The organism is Novipirellula sp., assembly GCF_041583735.1.
Taxonomy (GTDB): domain Bacteria; phylum Planctomycetota; class Planctomycetia; order Pirellulales; family Pirellulaceae; genus Novipirellula.
In genome coordinates this window covers 16,339-32,782 of the sequence record NZ_JBFHFD010000021.1, presented here as the reverse complement: position 1 = coordinate 32,782, position 16,444 = coordinate 16,339, and the positions used below count along the sequence as shown (strand labels likewise).

The following is a 16,444-nucleotide window of genomic DNA, read 5'->3' as shown; positions in this document are numbered from 1 at the left end:
TCAGCGATTCAAACCTTGTTGCCTACGATCGGGGCGTCTGCAATGGCGTCGATCGCGACGACTACTATTGGAGAATAAGTCCTGCGGCAAGTTCTGATCGACGAGCCGACGACAAACGGCCTCGATCACTGAATTTGGCTCAGTTCGAAGCGTCGACGATGATTCAGCCGGATACCACGATCGGTCACGGATCGTCGCGGTAGCCCGCTTCGAAGTAGATTTGCGCCGCTTCTTGATAGGGCGGCTCCCATCCAAGCTCTTCTAACAAATCGCGTCGCTTCTTTAGGTACCATTTCGGATCAATCGACTGTTGGTTGGCCTCGAGTAGTTTTAATGCGCGGCCTTTTTGGCCAGCTCGCCGCAGCATCCGGTCTTCTAATAAGATGAACTCGGGGCGTCCTTGTCCCGCTTGATCGATCAGCCTTTGATAGACGGCGGAAAGTTGCCGCTGATAGCGAACGGGATCTGAAATCGGCCACCGTTCGCTAACACTTGGCAATTCGCGATACGCCAAAGCTCGTCCAAGTCGGTATCGAGCGTACGCCAGCGTCCATGCGGTTGGTGTGGGCAATTGCTGTAGCTGCGACGGAAGATGCTCGGACAGCAATTCTTCGAACCGTCTCGCCAATTCGATGATCTCGCGAACCTTTTCTTTGCGATCATCGTCGGTATCCACCGCATGCAATTCCACTTGCGCCGATGTGATCCGTTGCCAGACGTCCGCGTCCATCTCCGCTGGCTTTTCTAAACATCCAAGCAATGGTTCTTCGACCAAATCGGATTCGATTGGCGGACGTGTCGGAGCGGAGGTCATCTGCCCAGGTTCCCAGTGGCGAAGCCAAGACTGTCTCGCCTCGTACTCCAGCCGCTCGCTGTCCGACGCGGCTTCGTCGATCTTCCTTGCCACCTTTGTCAACTGCCGACGTCGCCAGTGTTCCGCATCGATGGGGTCTGATTCTGCGTTCGCCGCACCGATCGCCCACAGCGACAACAACACGATCGAGAGCCACGACCGTGACGATCGTTTGCGAGAGAATGATTGAAATAGGTCAATAGCCATCTTTTGAACAACGGGTTGAGTCAATGAAGTACCAAAAGAACCGGAGTCGCTGCGACCGCGATTGCAGCCTGGTTCACATACGTTTGTACGTCAAACGATGGCTCGTTTGAAGAGACCGACCGCTTGCAAATTGCTCGCCGTGGGCTCCGACTACCCGAACTCTGCAATCGTACAATCCCGCAATCGCCGCCGTAGATGCCAATGCACCAATAAGGTCCAAGATCTCGCGGGCGGGCGAAACGTCTTGTCGAACACGGACCGCGCCACATCCTCGGTAACCTTACCGATTCCCGTCAATCGATCGTTGAGCACCTCGGTCTCCGCCAGTTCATCGAATGATGACCTTCGATTGTACCCGCTTCCAATTCGGCGTTGTTGCTGCGAGCACGGCGATCCCGGCAACTGTCAGCGATCACGCTTGCCAATACTGGGGGTGGCTCAACGCGTCGCAACACCTGATTGTGCCCGCGGCGGCGGCGATCACACCCTGCCGTAATTCGTGCACCATCCAGGCGTCGGCATGGTCAGGGGGAATCGGATAGGGAGCTTGCAGCCCACGCGTTCCCGCAGCGACAAAACCAAAGCGAGTGTAGTAAGCGGGATAGCCGAGCACGAACACCAACTGAACGTCGGCTGCAGCGAGTTGCGTAAGCGATTCGTTGACCAAACGATTTCCGATGGCTTGCCCTTGTATTTCACGAGTGACGGCAAGCGGTGCGAGAATCTGGGCCGATAGGTCACGGGCGGGGTTGATCGTGACCGACGTGAACAGACCATGGCCAACGATCTGATCCTTAGACTCGGCCACCAACGAAAAGACGGGTTCGGCGGACGGACCACCCGTGACGAAAATCCTGCTCGCTCGTTTCCGCTCCGGCTTTGCCCGATGCCATCGACGATTAAAACCACCCAGCCAGTGCTATAATTGATGGCATTGGGTGAAGCGTCGGCAATTTCGTTGCTGCGGCGCCAATGCGTTTGCTTGCCGATCCTGTTGGTCAATCACCGCGCAGCCGCCATCGCTGCATGGCTGAAAACGGTTTTTAATAAAAGAATTCTGCAGGGGCGAAAGCATTCTTTCGCAAGTAGGCAAGTTGGCTAATTTCGTTGCTGCATCCATGTTGGCGGCCGGTGTAACTGATTGTCCGTGGTGTGAAGCACAACAAGTATGGAACGTGAATTGCGGATCGATTCCCGATCGAATCGGAACCTGTAACACTCCTCAACGCACACGAAAGGACAACGCTATGGGACTGTTTACCAGCACTGAATTTGATTCGCTTGAATGCTTACTGATCGACCAACTTCAAGACCTTTATGACGCAGAGAATCGGCTGATGGATGCGTTGCCCAAGATGGCGGATGCGGCCTCTTCATCGAAATTGAAGCAGGCGTTCCAAAGCCATTTGGAAGAAACCAAGGGGCAAGTCAATCGGCTCGAACAAGCGTTTCAGCTACTCGAAAAATCTGCCAAGCGTAAATCGTGCGAAGCGATGAAGGGCTTGGTCAAGGAAGGCGAAGAGATAATCAACGCCAAAGGTGACCCCGCCATCAAAGACGCAGCCTTGATTGCGGCGGCGCAGCGAGTCGAGCATTACGAAATGGCAGGATACGGGTCGGCGAGAAACTTTGCACAGCGATGTGGTCGGCCGGACGTCGCGGATCTGTTGCAGCGGACCTTGCAGGAAGAAGGCGACGCCGACAAGAAACTATCTCAGATCGCCGAATCGTCGATCAATGCGGCCGCCGCTCGCGTTTAACGACGTCGCCGTGTGGAACAACAATAAGCTCCAACCCCTATTTGTCGCGTGGGGTATTCTCCCCACGCAGCAGACCAGTAACGCAACGATCCGTCGATGTGACCTACATCGGCAGTTGCGTTATCGGAATGACTCGGGGTTGAAAATCAGGTAACTCAACATCGCCAACGCTGGCAAGATCACCCCTAGAACGAAGACAACGATCACCCACTGCATGTAGCGGAATTCGTCGTTCGCCAAATGATCTGACTTGTCCTTTTTCGAATCGAGACGCACCGGATCACCAAAGAAGACGATATCGCTGGAGAGTGAAATTTTGCCATACCGTCCAGTTTTCGACCGTTCGCTGGCGACCGAGTGGTCGTGCGTGACAGGGCTTGGTGGCGGTTTTTCGACAATCGAATAAGCCATGGTCTTGACCTCCCGATAAAAAAGACGGTGACAACCGACAAACAGGCCTCGTTTCTCTTGCAAAACGCCCGCGTGTTTGCCACATTGCTGATATCGAATCGCAGTCGTTGAATACAACAATGCATTCATTGGACCAAACGCAAAAAAATGCGTTTTTCACGCTTTAAATCGGCTATTTCCTTCGCCAGCGCCAACTAGCGTTGACGCTGCGACAACGCCAGTTGCCCCCGCCTCGCTGGTCGGATCTAGACGCGAATCGACTCGAATCGCCAGAGGGCCGATGCGACGGGCGGCGTCGACGCCATGCTGTTTTCAAGAAACGCGATTCAAACCGGCGACTTCTTGCGGGTGCGATTTAAATTCCGAGGCTAGCTCGTGAAGTTGGCGACGCGCGGACTCAAGTGAGTCGACCAGGTCCGCTCCGCCATATTCGTCATTTTCGGCAGCAACGATCTGTAAATCGTCCACACCGATAAATCGCAGTACGGTAGTCAAGTGCGGATCCAAGTGATTGTACTGCTGATTTCTTCCGCCGGGTCCGTAACCTCCATCGCCACGCGAGATCACGGCGATCATTCGCTTCCCGTGAACGAGCGGTGCGTAAGGTGTTTTTTTGTTGGCCGGGTCAAACGCGAACGTCCGGCCGACGCGAACGATTTGGTCAATATAAGCTTTGAAGCCGCTTGGCATTCCAAAGTTGTAGAAGGGAATCCCGGCAAGGATCAAATCCGCTTTCATCAACTCGTCGACCAATTCGTCGCTCAGCCGCAATGCACATTGCATGGCGGCACTGCGTTGGTTCGGTGGCGTAAACGCGGCTGAAATCCACGATTCAGTGACGTGCGGCAATGGGTTTCGCCCGATATCTCGATACGTCACGATGCCGTCGGGATGGACGTCTCGCCATCGCTGTACGAATTCGGAGGTCAAGCGACGCGTGTGCGAGCGGTCGCCACGAGGGCTTGAATCAAGGTGAAGCAGGTGAGCCATCTCAGTTTTCCTTTTTTATTCGACAAAGACAAGTAGCAGGGGGGCGGCAATGAATGAATTGCCACAGTGCTGATATACTTGTCGATCGAGAAACAGGATCAACCGGGCACAAATTTGTGCGGTACTTACTTTCGCGTAGGAATTCAGAAAAGATGAGCGAGCGAGACGTCACCGAAGTCTTTGAGAAATGTTTGGGGTGTCGCTACATGGTGTCGCTGCTCCGGCAAATCCATGGTGGCATTCAGCGACCGGGGCAACTGGAACGTTCGGTCGATGGCATGACCGCAAAAGTCCTTTCCGAGCGACTGAAGCGACTCGTCGAACATGGGGTAGTCGAGAAGACAAGTTATCCCGAGATTCCACCACGAGTCGAATACACATTGACGGCGTTTGGTCGACGGTTGCTCGAGATCATCGACGAAGTGGACGAACTTCATCGGCATGCACACGTAAAGACATAACGCTTTGCGTTGCGTTTCATTTCCTCTGTTTGCCGACATCGCCATGCCACCAAACGGAAATGCAATAATTGCGAAAAGCGGATAACGAGCGTGCATCACGCCATGCACCCGAAAACGAAACCCGACGCCGTTTTGTTTTAGTTTGGCACAAATCCGAGTCTCGCTCCTTAGGGGGAAATAACCTTTGCTACCGGCACATCGAAACGATTGGTTTACAAAATTGGTTGGATTTTCCGAACAGTCTCATTCGCAAGTTCAACAGTTTATCTCGGTCCACGAAGGTCAATTGACTTCGAAGGTCAACGGAAAAACGTTTCAATCGGGACGCCTGGACGTCGTTTCGCTCGCCGAATTGCGAGAGCGATCCCGCCAAGTGATCAAACCCGGTGGACAATTAAAACTGGACGAATGGGTAGGTGATGCACAGGCTCTGCATGCCGATCCGACCAACGCGGGAGCGATGTTTCAAGTCGCTTCGCAATTTAATTTGCTCGAAATGGTTTCACCGAGCGTGACTCCGGAACAAGGGATCGGAATCTACGAGCACGACCGAACTCAAGGCCCCGCATGTGCAATCGCATGCGGTGCAGGAACCATCTTCCGCAACTACTTTGTGCCGTTTGAGAACCAAATCGGTCAATCACGGAGCGTGCAAATCGACTGCCTTGATGATTTTGGCAAATCGCTCGGTAATGTCAAAAATCGATTGTGGACGATGCGAAACGGCTATGCATTACCGTCATCCGCGGGGCTGAAAGAAATCAACGCGACACTCGAACCTTTGTCCGAAAACGATCTCGATGCGCTGCGAGCGAAATTGAAAGTGGGAATCCAGTGGAACACCCAAGTCACGCTCTCAGGGTGCACTCACCTGGTTTCCCAAATCTATTGCTCGGCGATGCCCGTCGCCTACAGTCGTCTTGCCGAGGCTCAGTGGGAGCCATTTGCCAGGTTGATCCTGGAAGCTGCCTACGAAGCAACACTTGCTGCGGCCACAATCAATGCGGCTCAATCGGGCAACAACACCGTGTTTTTGACGCTGCTTGGCGGCGGTGCCTTTGGAAATCGTGAGTCATGGATCTTATCGGCCATCGAGCGGGCATGCCGACAATTTGACTCGGTTGACTTGGATGTCAAAGTCGTCAGTTACCGGTCGTCCAACGCATCGGTGCAAAAGCTCGTCAAATCGTTCTCGCAACCACGCAGCGATACGAGATCGCCAGGACAGCCGAATCCAGAAAGCTTAGCCGATCACCATTGTCCTGTTTGCGGAGCCAAACAACGCGTCTTTCTCCGCTACCCGTGGTACATCTGCAATGCATGTTTGTCGCTGGCCGAAGATGGAAATGGCCGACGGTTGCAATTTGGCAACGTCAGTTTTTCCGGAGGGTTTTGCTATGGCTATACCGACGACACAATTTCACCGCCACAGGAATGTCGCGAGGTGATTTGTTTGATCCACGGACGCCCGGTCGTCGTTAGCGAAGCTCGTTTCGGAGGCGTTGTCGCCCAACCGCTCAGCTCCACATACGCGGGCGTGGAAGCAGGGCCCAAACCAATCGACTTGACCCGCCGCATCGAGCGGGAATAAAGCGATATCGGCGATGTTAGGATTGTCAGGCTTACGGTGCGATTGGCTTTAACGTAATGCCACGCAAATCGAGTAACCAATTTCGCAAACTCGGATCCGACTTGAACACCGCAACGGTGGTGGCTTGCGGCAACATGACCGTGCCGAGTTTGACTTTTCGGTAGTCGTCCCAATTGTCCGTGCTTTGCACCGTGCCGGTCAAGCTTTGCTCGCCGAGGGTGAAGATGAAGGCGTTACCCGCGGTGTTAGCGGGACATGCATAGTCCAACCAAACTTCGTATTGACTTGGTTTGTCATTCGCAATGGTCCATTCAACTCGATCATTGACATCGCCCCAAAATCCGATGTTCTTATACTTCGCTTCGAAGTTGATCTTGTCACCGAAAATGCGACATGTGGAAGCGGCCAGTTCAAAGGTCCCGCCATCGCCAGCGGTGATCGTGACGGGTTCGTTTCCCAAAAAGATTTTGGGTGCCGGTCCCAACGCGTCAAGGAACGCAAGCAAGTCGCTCATCTGCGATGGGGAGATTACCTTTTCGAACTCTTCGGGCATCAGCGACGTGCCAACGCTTTGGACTTGGTCGATGTCCTCTCGCAAAATGGTTTTGGATTTGCCGTTTTGCAGCGTCAATTCGATTGCCACGGTCGATTCGTTGGTGATGATGCCTGCCTCGACGACTCCATCGAGCGTTAGCACGTTGTAGCTGAGGTATTTGTCTTCGACCGCGGCGTTGGGAGCCAGGATCGCGGTTACCATCGCTTTAGGCGAGCGATCCTTAAGCCCGGCCAAGTCGGGGCCGACTTGATTGCCGATTCCTTGGACGCGATGACAGCTGGCACAATGTTGGGTAAAGATCGCTTGACCAAGGCCCAGATCCCCCAACGTGGGATTTACGACGCGATAGGATTCGAGCAAGGCGTGTTTGTCCCCCGAACTCATCGCATCGCCGAACAATTCCGTCGCCGCCGCGCGCACTTTCTCACTGACATGGGTGGCCATCTTTTGTCGATGTTCCGAGCTTATGGTTTGCAGCGGGATCGTGTTGCTGCGGACCGCCTCGGCTAATTGCAACGCGGTGCATTCACGCGTCAGCGAATCGTCAAGGATTGCCGAGCGCACGGAGGGGCTGATGGTGGTCAACCGCGACAACAATGCGGCGGTTTCTTGACCGGCCAGGGCGTGGATTGCGGCGATTTGAAGTTCAAGCGGTTCCGTTGCGGTGACCAAGTTGAGGACATCTCCATGAAACTTTGCGTCGATCAGCGTCAGCACGGAAACGGCGGCTCGGCGAAGCGTGATTTCAGCGTCCGAGTCCGCGACTAGAGTCGCAAGTTCGGCACCGAAGTCCCTCAGTTTTATCTGCAGGTCGGGTTGCAGTGCCACGCCACGTTTGCGAACGGTGCCCAATGCCGCAGTCAGCTCGTGGATATTCTCGACGCTGGTGTCTTGACGGACCCGATCGATAACGTTGCTGAGCAGTTCTGCCAGAAAGTCACTGTTTTGCATCCGCACGGCCATCTCGAGGACAGCGGCCTCATAAGGTCCCGCAGCCTCTTTGCCGTGAATCGCCGTTCGGAACTCACGCAGATTGTGCTCGCCGAGCGAGCTAATCACAGCGGCTTGTAAGTACGGGTCACCCGCGGAAAGCAAAGCAAGCTCGGCGAGTCGTTGGATCGCGCCCGCCGACGAGGACACGCCTAGCGAATAGGCGAGTTGCATACGCACATGCGGATCGCGGATGTCACAGCTTTCCAGTGCCGAAACCAAGCGGTCAGAAACCTCTCCCGGTTCGTGAAGGAACTTCTCAGCAATGCGAATTGCATGACGGCGGACGGTGGCGTCGGTGTCGGCCAACGCGATGAGCAGCGTTTCGACGTCCATCCGCAAACCGTCCAGTGTGCACAGCGCGTGCAAGCGAGCCATTGGATTACTTGACGAACGTAACGCCGTTTGCATCCGAGCAAGGTCCGCCGCGTCATTGCGTTCGATCCAATGTTGTTGGACAAGATCGCGGACGCGGCCATTGGGTGATGCGAGTTGATCGACCAACGCACCGCCCGACAAATCATTGAGCTTCAGGATCGGTCGCGGCGAGCTGTTTTTCGGATAGACCCGATAGATCCGTCCTCGATCATGCCCCGCACGCAAGAAAAGCTCTTGGGTACGTTCACCGATCCATTCGGGATGCTCCATCACTAACCGGTACATATCGGTAACCCACAGCGCTCCATCGGGGCCGGTGGTGACAAACGAGGGCCGGAACCAGGAATCGGTCGAGGCCAAGAACTCAATCTGCGCTTCGTCATCGGGGCGAATGCTCTCGAACGTAACTCCTGTGGCAATCAATTGCCGGCGATGAACGAGGTTGTGTACCGGTTCACAGGTGAACGTGTTTTGCAGAAAGTCATCGCCGAACAAGGTATCACGATAAACCATCGTGCTACATGCCGAAGTGAATTCATGTTCCATTCCCGCAGCAGGCGGCTTGTAACCGGACCAATGGCTCAGCACGCGAGAAATCGGAAACAATTGGGTGTTGTCTAAGCGAGCGATATTCCGTTGAGCCGCTGGCGGCGCAACAAACGGATTGCGACGCAGATAATGATCCGCCAAGACGTAATGACGCACCGGAATCGAGTTATTGTTGCCAAACCAATTGCCGTGATCGTCGCGATGACGTCCGTACTGCGTTTGTCCTGTCTGAGCTTCCAACGCTCCGTCCTCGGGACGAATGCGAATATCAAGTCCGCGGATGTCGAGCTTTTTCCCCGTCTTGACCGACTCGATCACTCCCCCGCTATCCCCATTGGCGAGATACAACCAATTGTCCAATCCGCGAGTGATGCCATTGAAACGATGTTGTTGGTTGCCTTCGCCAAATCCACGATAGAGCTCTTCACGGACTTCGGCTTTCCCGTCACCGTCGCGGTCGGCGGCAAAGAACAGCGACGGAGCGGCACAGACAAGCACTCCATCACGCCACGCCATCACGCCGGTGGGAAAGGGGATTTCGTCTAAAAACAACGTCGATTTGTCATACTGGCCGTCTCCGTTGGTGTCTTCCAGGTAGCGAACACGACCGCCCGGTTTGCCCTTGTCATCAAGGCCGAGGGGATAGTCCGCCATCTCGACGACCCACAATTTTCCATCAGGCCCCCAGTCCAGGCCGACAGGGTCCATCACCAAAGGTTCTGAGACCACTAGCTCCACTTCAAAGCCCGGTCGCACTTGAATCGATTGGTGTGAGAGCGCAGCCGAGCGGGGCCCAGGCTCAGTGCGGCCTAGCAATTCCAGAAAAGAACGGCGGTCGACCCAATCGGGCAGACGGTGGGTGTCTTCGTTTTGCACCCACATATGGTCGCCAGCGAACCACGCACCGTTGTTGGTTCCGTTGCGGACGATCAAGGGGACATTGGTCAAGTCCTCGACTATACGCGTGAATCCGCCGGTGTCGACATCGTAAAGCTGAATCGCATTTTCCGCACCGTTGGAAATGATCACATCGTCGTGGCCGTCCTTGTCAAAATCGACAAACCGCACGCCGTTGTCTCGGCCACGATCATCGACAATCGCAAAGGGCATCGGGTGTGGTGTCGATCGCCACTTGCCATCATCGCCTCGTTTCAGAATTTGTTTGTTTTTTGGATTGCCGACGATCACCTCCGAGATGCCGTCCCCGTCCAAATCACGAAGCCGAACCCCTTGATCGACACCTGCGACGGAGGTCCGGATGTCCAACAGCGGCGTAGGCAGTGGACGGGAAGTGATCCCACCGTCGGTCACTTGGTAGATGCCTTGTTGGTTTTCGTTGTTGACCAGCAAGGAAACCGAACCGTTCTTCGCCAGATGCCCCAACTTGACGCCCAAGTCGACTCGTCCTTGATTTCCTTTGGCGGTGATTTGCACGTCATGATCGAACTCACGCCACCGCTTGGTTTGCGGTTGCCAAAGGCGGACGGTTTTGCGAGTTTCGTTACCGATCATCACGTCGACGTAGCCATCTTGATTCAAATCGGCGATGCGCACTCCATGGTCCCCGCCATCGTCGGGGGCGCGAAGCGGCTGGTCGACCAACAGGTTGTGGTTGATGCGATCAACACATTCCTTGAACGTCAGGAATTTGACGCGTTTGCCGTATTTTTTGTCTGCGTAATCGATCAATTCAACCACTTGGTCGTTGCGGATCCAACCATGCGGATGGAACACAAGGTTGAACATGCCTTGCTTGATCACCGTCGCATCGAGTGCGGCTTGCATGTCGACAACGGTTTTGGGGTTGTTGGGCTGCTGCAGATTTTGAGCTTCCCAGTCGCTTGGGACCATGCACGGGAACTGCCAGCCGAGTTTGCCGATGACATATGGGTAGGGATAGTTTTGGATCTTGTTGACGAACGATGGAAAGGGGACGTACTTGGTGAAACGTGGGGTGCCATCGGGATCCATGACGAGTTCACGCGGCAGATCGGGATCCGCGTCGGTGAAGACGGTAAACACGCTGCTGTCGGCTTGCAGGAAATTGCCGGCTTCGGTGCGACGGTTAAAAATCTCTTGCCATAGTCGCGGGCTGGGCGTATTGCGTGAATCGCAACACGGGGTGCGAAAGGCAACGGGGGTGTTACCGGGGATGGAACTCATCATGTCAACACAACGATCAAACGTCGATTTGGCTGTTGCGAAATCGCTGCCTTGCAGACAAGGACAAGGGTGATCGACCGTGTGGACTTCGATCGATAGTCCTTCGTCGAGCCACGTTTGCAACTGAGGATCGGTCGGGTCGACCTTGCACGACATGATGCTGACCGGGGCGCGGCCATCGATTTGTTTCAGTCGCTCGAGGATCGGCCGCAAATACGCTTCGTATTTCGCGGTATCGGCCATGTCGTCGATCCCGAGCGTAATCACGACGTCGACTCCCTCCTCGCCCACCCATTGTGGTGTCGTCAGCTTGGGAAACGCCGTGCCAGGATAATACCCCTCAGCGGGCTCGTCCAAGTACGTCAGCGTGTTGGTTTGGGCGGCCAGTTCGCCGCCCAAAAGTAGCAGGAATCCAGCAAAAACATGCAGGGCGGATCTGGACTGTTCAAGCATCGTAAAGGTTGCAATTTAGGTGGGATGCAATATGCGGAGGATACGACGTTATCATACACGGTCGTCGTAGCACGCGTTGCTGCGACAACGAACCTCCCGCCACAACCTCTCCCGCCTTACCTCTCACCGATCCCTTGCTATGAACACAAAGCCACCTCAATACCTCAATCGCCGCGAGTTTATTGCGGCATCAACAGCGACCGCAGCCACATTCGCCAGCGGGCTGGTAACTTCATCGGCGTATTCTCAGACACCGGCGGAGACTCACGCGGGGAACCTTCACCTCGGCACATTTCGGTTTGATGTCACGCCGCCGATGGGCCACTCGCTGTGCGGAGGCTGGATCAAGCCCGTTGTCGGGATCGACGATCCGCTCGAAGCAATCGGCTACGTGTTGCTCGGATCTGGGAAACCGATTGTGGTTTGTGTTGTCGATTGGACGGGGCTACTCAATTCCGCCCACCTGCAATGGCGACGAGCGTTGGCAGAGGCCGCAGGAACGACTATCGACCGAGTGACGGTTCATTGTGTGCATCAGCATAATGCGCCGTTTGCTTGTCTTGATTCGGAAGAGATTGTGTTGGCCCAGGGGGATCTACCGCACATCATCGAGCGTGAGTTCTTTCTCCGCTGTCTCGATGCTGGTCGCGGCGCCGTCCGCCAAGCTCTGCAGCAAACCACTCCGGTGACCCATGTTGCCCATGGCGAAGCAAAAGTCGAAAAGGTAGCGGGCAATCGACGAATCATAGGCGATAACGGCAAAGTGATCTCGCAGCGTGGTAGCAGTTCGCGAAATCCGGAGCATCATGCACTGCCCGAAGGTGTGATCGATCCGATGCTCAAGACGGTTGCGTTTTATCACCAAGACCGAAAACTCGCGGCGTGCCATTACTATGCCTGTCACCCGTTGAGCTACTACGGTGATGGACGTGTGAGCGCCGATTTCTGTGGTTTGGCTCGTAAACAACGCCAACAACAGGAACCGGACTGCACGCACTTGTACTTCAACGGCTGTGGCGGAAACATCGGAGCGGGCAAGTACAACGATGGATCCAAAGAGATGCGAGTCGCCTTAACCGAGCGGATGCTCGCCGGGATCGTCGCCTCGGAAGAAGCATTGGATCGACAATCCATCGAGTCGATTCGCTGGGAAACACAGGATATTCTGCCTCCGGTCAACCCAAGCTTTGACGAAGAGGCTTTGATGCGTCAGATCCGTGACAGCAAGCAGAGCGTGGTGAACCGAAATCGGCCCTCTTACACCGTCGCCTGGATTCGCCGCATGAAGGCATCATTGCCGATCACGCTCAGTTGTATGCATGTGAATGACATTTCCTTACTGCATCTACCTTCGGAAAGCTTTGTCGAGTATCAGCTGCGAGCTCAGGCTGCGGCGCCCGATCGCTTCGTGGCTTGCGCCGCGTATTCCGATGGCGGGCCGTGGTACATCCCAACCGCAGCGGCGTACCCACAAGGCGGCTACGCTGTCAGCGTCGCCCACTGCGCTGCCAGCATCGATCCGATGCTAACCGGTGCAATCAAAAACATGTTGTCACGCGTGTGATCGTCCCGACGTGATTAACGTCAATGGTTGCTTGTTTACCTCGCCCTACTAAATAGTGTCTATTCCGTGCTGATGAGTGTTCCCAAAACTTGAGCGTGCCGAATACTTCGTTCCGCTGGGATCGCTTGAAAGCATGCTTGGGGACAGGAAATTTTGGGAGCAGAGAATGATCGTCAGCTCGAACTCGAACTACAGCGTTTGCACGTCGCCCAGTAATGTGCAACGTCGATGCGTTTTCGCATGTCACCTTTTCATCGCACGCTCATCTGCGACAATCGCAGCTCACTTTTACTCAAACTTGGCAAATCATTTATGAGCGATCTACCCAACTGCCCCCAATGCGACGGGGAATACACCTACGAGGACGGGCCATTACTCGTCTGCCCGAGCTGTGCCCACGAGTGGTCACCGGCCGACGAAGCGGCTGCCGCAGAGGACGCAGCGACTCGCGATGCCAATGGCAACGTGCTCGAAAACGGCGACGCCGTCGTCGTCATCAAAGACTTGAAGTTCAATGGCGGCGTGGTCAAAGTTGGCACCAAAGTCAAGAACATCCGCATTGTCGATGGCGATCACGATATCGATTGCAAGATCGATGGCATCGGCGCGATGTCACTGAAATCCGAGTTCGTCAAGAAGGCCTGACGCAGTCGCCTTGCGGCGGCAGTATCAACCATCTTCCCCGATCGATTGTTTCCAGGGGACAGATATCTTGTTTCCAGGACTCGTGCCGAACGCCGTGAACCATTTTTAGGCTGGCAATTACAGGCTTTGCGTTCCATAGCGACGCTCGCCAGAGCGTGGATTGTTAGCGTTCCATGCGAGTCACCACCTTCTGGCGAAGGTAGCTGCCAGAAAATCGTTCACGGCGTTAGGTTCCTGCCTGGGAACGAGAATCAAAATCCAAATGGGACTTCGTGGCCTCGTCCACTGCGGGAATTGCGAGATGACTCAGGCGGCTGCGGCACGCTGTACCGCTGCGTCGACCGCCGCTCCGAGTGCCTGCATGGCCTCGTGTAGCTGCGCGTCGGTGATCACCAAGGGGACCAGCGAGCGGATGCAAGAGCCGTAAAGCCCAGCCCGGATCATGATCAGCCCGCGCTGGAATGCCTCTTCGACAATCAGCGGCGGCAGCACCGAATTGGGCTCCTTCGTCTCGCGATCGATGACAAACTCAATCGCACACATCGCACCGCTGCACCGCACGTCGCCGATCACGTCGTGCTTGGCCTGCCAGCGCTGGAAGTAGTCGAGGCAGACCTTGCCGATCTCGTTGGCTCGATCGGCCAAGTGATGCTCACGCAGATAGTCGATCGTCGCCACGGCACCCGCACAAGCCACTGGGTTGCCGCCATAAGTGGATCCCAATCCGCCGACGTGAGGCTTGTCCATCACTTCGGCTTTGCCAGTGACCGCCGCGATGGGCAGTCCTGAGCCGATACTTTTGGCCATGATCACCATGTCGACGTCCCACTCGGTACCGCAGCCCGGCGTGTGCTCGATGGCAAACATTTTTCCGGTGCGGCCGAAACCGGTCTGCACTTCGTCGCTGGCAAGCAGGATGCCATGCTGGGCAGTGAGTTCGCGGAGGGCCCGAATGTACTCAGGCGGCGCGGGAATAAAACCGCCCTCACCCTGGACCGGCTCGATGATGACCGCCGCCACACTGCTGGGGTCGATCTGCGCCACCAGCGCCTTCTTCAGATCGTTAATTCGATGTTCGCAGAAATCTTCGGTACTCATCCCAGCGGGCTTTTCGCGGTACTCGTAGGGGAATGGCACACGATAGATCTCGCTTGCAAACGGGCCAAACCCTCGTTTGTACAGATCATACTTGCTGGTCATGGTCATACCCAACAGGCTGCGTCCATGAAAGGCACCTTCAAAGACAATGATCCCCTGGCGGCCGGTGGCGTAGCGGGCAATCTTCACCGCATTCTCGCCAGCTTCGACACCGGAGTTGCAGAGCAGCGTTTTCTTCGGCCCGCGGATGGGCACGATTTCGTGCAGTTTTTCGTTTAGCTGTACCATCGATTCATACGTGCCAACGATGTTGCACAAGTGCAGCAGCCGATCGACTTGACCGTGGATCGCCGCAGTGACTTCGGGTGGACAGTGTCCGGCATTCAGCGCACCGATGCCGCCGGCCAAGTCGATAAAGACGTTACCGTCCACGTCGGTCACCGTGGCGCCCGCGGCGCGGTCGGCGACGATGGGACAAGAACGATACAGCCCGCGTACGGTGGTCGCGTCACGCCGATCCAGGATCGCTTGGGCGAGCGGGCCAGGCAGTGGGGCGTTGATCCGAATGGTCGAGTTTGCGGTATCGGTGGTGGACATAGCGGACGTTCTCAATCAATAAGTGGTTGGCATTCCAGAGGGGCTGAACACACGAAAGGTCTGCGGTGCGATTCGATCCGCATCGCTATGGACGCTGCCTTGTCCCCAGACCGCATCCATTGCCGCGTCACGAGGTGAGATCACCACAGCGCCCCCGGTCTCGACATCATAGCCCGGCTGCGGGCCGTGGCAGATCGAGCCCAAGGGATCACTTTCATCGTAACGGTTCAACAGTTGCCACAGGCCGCGGCGCGAGCAATCAGCCGGATGCGTTTTGAGCCAATCTTCGGCCGTTCGCAGCCGGTTGCGTGTGCTGTAGGCCGGCGATTCGCCACGAAGAGGCTCGATCGAGATCAGTTCCGAGTCTAGACAGTGGTTGGTGTGGGCAAGTGTCGACTCTAAGGTCCGCACGGCAAGTCGAGTGGGCGAACGTTCAACACTGTAACCGGTGCTTGCCGCATCCAGCAGCAGGTAGTGGTGTGCGCCAGCGACTGGCGCCACTTTCAATAATGCCAGTGCTTCGTCGGCGTTGCGAGCGCGAAGCATGCGGCGGACGACGCTGGTCCACATCACACCTGGGCGACCGTCCGAGGTCACCATGTTATTGATTCCGATCGCCAGACCGTGCTCATTCACCCCGATCATGGCCGGGCACCCCGTCACGGTGAACACGATGGCTGCGGGCTGATCGGTCGACCGCAGATCGAGCACGCGGATATACGGAGTGGCCGTGGGGTGCATATCCCACGTTTGCGCCAGCAATGGTCGCCCGTCCGCAGCCGCATTGGCGGCGACCAGCACGGCGGTACATTGGCCTGGATCTTCGAGTGGCGTCTGGTTCTTTGCCTCCCCCGCCGCGCCGCCACGCAGGGCGTCGACAAAGTCAGTGAAGCCGCCGGTCACCAGTAGATCGCGGGCAGGCACGTCGGCGGCACAGGCGATCGCTTCAAGCTCAGCAGTGGTCAGGTCATCGTACCGCTGTTGTTGCTCCCAACAAGCTTCGGCCAGCGTCTCGGGGTTAACCGCCTCGCTCCCTTCGCCGATCCAAAAACGGTCATAGCAAAGCCGCATACGCTCTTGCGTTAGCAATTGAATTTCGCTGCGAAATGCGGTGCCGTGGGCACGGCCCATCGCGGCGGCATCGCCGTCAATTCTCAGCATTTCAATGGAAGGCATTT

13 protein-coding genes are annotated in these 16,444 nt (G+C 55.9%); 6 read left to right on the top strand and 7 right to left on the bottom strand.

Annotation, left to right across the window (positions count from 1 at the left end; all coding sequences use genetic code 11):
* The coding region (locus ABX962_RS03360; protein WP_372716610.1) for a hypothetical protein at positions 1–203 on the top strand (203 nt) is incomplete at its 5' end.
* Here the strand turns inward: ABX962_RS03360 and ABX962_RS03355 are convergent.
* Positions 185–1,060, bottom strand: coding sequence for a hypothetical protein (locus ABX962_RS03355; protein ID WP_372716608.1), 876 nt, complete (start codon positions 1,058–1,060; stop codon positions 185–187). The genes ABX962_RS03360 and ABX962_RS03355 overlap by 19 nt on opposite strands.
* A 412-nt stretch (positions 1,061–1,472) precedes the next feature.
* The gene (locus ABX962_RS03350; protein ID WP_372716606.1) at positions 1,473–1,868 is read right to left on the bottom strand and encodes a GNAT family N-acetyltransferase; all 396 of its coding nucleotides are present in this window, start codon (positions 1,866–1,868) and stop codon (positions 1,473–1,475) included.
* A gap of 439 nt (positions 1,869–2,307) precedes the next feature.
* Here ABX962_RS03350 and ABX962_RS03345 point away from each other — a divergent pair, with 439 nt between their 5' ends.
* The gene (locus ABX962_RS03345; RefSeq protein WP_372716604.1) at positions 2,308–2,820 is read left to right on the top strand and encodes a ferritin-like domain-containing protein; all 513 of its coding nucleotides are present in this window, start codon (positions 2,308–2,310) and stop codon (positions 2,818–2,820) included.
* 120 nt (positions 2,821–2,940) lie between these two features.
* On the opposite strand, the gene ABX962_RS03340 is transcribed toward ABX962_RS03345, so the two are convergent.
* Both ABX962_RS03340 and ABX962_RS03335 read right to left on the bottom strand, forming a co-directional pair.
* Entirely contained in the window at positions 2,941–3,360 is a 420-nt protein-coding gene (locus ABX962_RS03340; RefSeq protein ID WP_372716602.1) for a hypothetical protein, read from the bottom strand.
* A 183-nt stretch (positions 3,361–3,543) separates the two neighbouring features.
* A complete protein-coding gene (locus ABX962_RS03335) occupies positions 3,544–4,221 on the bottom strand; it encodes an FMN-dependent NADH-azoreductase (RefSeq protein WP_372716600.1) in 678 nt (225 codons plus the stop codon).
* A gap of 152 nt (positions 4,222–4,373) precedes the next feature.
* Here ABX962_RS03335 and ABX962_RS03330 point away from each other — a divergent pair, with 152 nt between their 5' ends.
* Both ABX962_RS03330 and ABX962_RS03325 read left to right on the top strand, forming a co-directional pair.
* Entirely contained in the window at positions 4,374–4,682 is a 309-nt protein-coding gene (locus tag ABX962_RS03330; RefSeq protein WP_372716598.1) for a winged helix-turn-helix transcriptional regulator, read from the top strand.
* A gap of 220 nt (positions 4,683–4,902) precedes the next feature.
* Positions 4,903–6,273 (top strand): hypothetical protein, encoded by a 1,371-nt coding sequence (locus ABX962_RS03325; RefSeq protein ID WP_372716596.1) that lies wholly within the window; start codon positions 4,903–4,905, stop codon positions 6,271–6,273.
* A 31-nt stretch (positions 6,274–6,304) separates the two neighbouring features.
* Here ABX962_RS03325 and ABX962_RS03320 read toward each other — a convergent pair whose 3' ends face one another.
* Positions 6,305–11,362, bottom strand: a complete 5,058-nt coding sequence (locus ABX962_RS03320; RefSeq protein WP_372716595.1) for a PVC-type heme-binding CxxCH protein — start codon at positions 11,360–11,362, stop codon at positions 6,305–6,307.
* A 139-nt stretch (positions 11,363–11,501) separates the two neighbouring features.
* Here ABX962_RS03320 and ABX962_RS03315 point away from each other — a divergent pair, with 139 nt between their 5' ends.
* Positions 11,502–12,926 (top strand): hypothetical protein, encoded by a 1,425-nt coding sequence (locus ABX962_RS03315; RefSeq protein ID WP_372716593.1) that lies wholly within the window; start codon positions 11,502–11,504, stop codon positions 12,924–12,926.
* Between the two features lie 312 nt (positions 12,927–13,238).
* Positions 13,239–13,571: a zinc ribbon domain-containing protein YjdM gene (locus tag ABX962_RS03310; protein WP_372716591.1), complete on the top strand. Its 333-nt coding sequence runs from the start codon at positions 13,239–13,241 to the stop codon at positions 13,569–13,571.
* A gap of 306 nt (positions 13,572–13,877) precedes the next feature.
* On the opposite strand, the gene ABX962_RS03305 is transcribed toward ABX962_RS03310, so the two are convergent.
* On the bottom strand, positions 13,878–15,266 hold the full coding sequence (locus ABX962_RS03305) for an aspartate aminotransferase family protein (RefSeq protein ID WP_372716589.1): 1,389 nt from the start codon (positions 15,264–15,266) through the stop codon (positions 13,878–13,880).
* Positions 15,267–15,281: 15 nt separating this feature from the next.
* Positions 15,282–16,442, bottom strand: coding sequence for a C45 family autoproteolytic acyltransferase/hydolase (locus ABX962_RS03300; protein WP_372716587.1), 1,161 nt, complete (start codon positions 16,440–16,442; stop codon positions 15,282–15,284).
* Positions 16,443–16,444 lie beyond the last annotated feature (2 nt).

What these genes read in the sequence shown, in the direction of transcription:
- ABX962_RS03355 (WP_372716608.1), bottom strand. Translation starts at nt 1,060, where the DNA reads ATGGCTATTGACCTATTTCAATCATTCTCTCGCAAACGATCGTCACGG.
- ABX962_RS03345 (WP_372716604.1), top strand. Translation starts at nt 2,308, where the DNA reads ATGGGACTGTTTACCAGCACTGAATTTGATTCGCTTGAATGCTTACTG.
- ABX962_RS03340 (WP_372716602.1), bottom strand. Translation starts at nt 3,360, where the DNA reads ATGAATGCATTGTTGTATTCAACGACTGCGATTCGATATCAGCAATGT.
- ABX962_RS03335 (WP_372716600.1), bottom strand. Translation starts at nt 4,221, where the DNA reads ATGGCTCACCTGCTTCACCTTGATTCAAGCCCTCGTGGCGACCGCTCG.
- ABX962_RS03330 (WP_372716598.1), top strand. Translation starts at nt 4,374, where the DNA reads ATGAGCGAGCGAGACGTCACCGAAGTCTTTGAGAAATGTTTGGGGTGT.
- ABX962_RS03320 (WP_372716595.1), bottom strand. Translation starts at nt 11,362, where the DNA reads ATGCTTGAACAGTCCAGATCCGCCCTGCATGTTTTTGCTGGATTCCTG.
- ABX962_RS03315 (WP_372716593.1), top strand. Translation starts at nt 11,502, where the DNA reads ATGAACACAAAGCCACCTCAATACCTCAATCGCCGCGAGTTTATTGCG.
- ABX962_RS03310 (WP_372716591.1), top strand. Translation starts at nt 13,239, where the DNA reads ATGAGCGATCTACCCAACTGCCCCCAATGCGACGGGGAATACACCTAC.
- ABX962_RS03305 (WP_372716589.1), bottom strand. Translation starts at nt 15,266, where the DNA reads ATGTCCACCACCGATACCGCAAACTCGACCATTCGGATCAACGCCCCA.
- ABX962_RS03300 (WP_372716587.1), bottom strand. Translation starts at nt 16,442, where the DNA reads ATGCCTTCCATTGAAATGCTGAGAATTGACGGCGATGCCGCCGCGATG.